This is a genomic window from Pseudomonas sp. RIT-562 (assembly GCF_026241895.1).
GTDB classification, from domain to species: Bacteria; Pseudomonadota; Gammaproteobacteria; order Pseudomonadales; family Pseudomonadaceae; genus Aquipseudomonas; species Aquipseudomonas mandelii_F.
On sequence record NZ_JAPJIV010000088.1, the window covers coordinates 1 to 261 of the forward strand.

Annotated in this window: 2 tRNA genes; both read left to right on the top strand. The window is 53.3% G+C overall.

The window, feature by feature from the left end:
- The first annotated feature begins 18 nt into the window (after nucleotides 1-18).
- A tRNA-Ile gene (locus ORL50_RS28880) sits at nucleotides 19-95 on the top strand.
- 30 nt (nucleotides 96-125) lie between these two features.
- Nucleotides 126-201, top strand: a tRNA-Ala gene (locus tag ORL50_RS28885).
- Nucleotides 202-261: the final 60 nt, after the last annotated feature.

The following is a 261-nucleotide window of genomic DNA, read 5'->3' on the forward strand; positions in this document are numbered from 1 at the left end:
AAGAAGCAGCCCGAAATTGGGTCTGTAGCTCAGTTGGTTAGAGCGCACCCCTGATAAGGGTGAGGTCGGCAGTTCGAATCTGCCCAGACCCACCAATTTTGTGTGGGAAACGCCTGTAGAAATACGGGGCCATAGCTCAGCTGGGAGAGCGCCTGCCTTGCACGCAGGAGGTCAACGGTTCGATCCCGTTTGGCTCCACCACTACTGCTTCTGTCGGTATAAAGCTTAGAAATGAGCATTCCATCGTGATGATGGTGAATG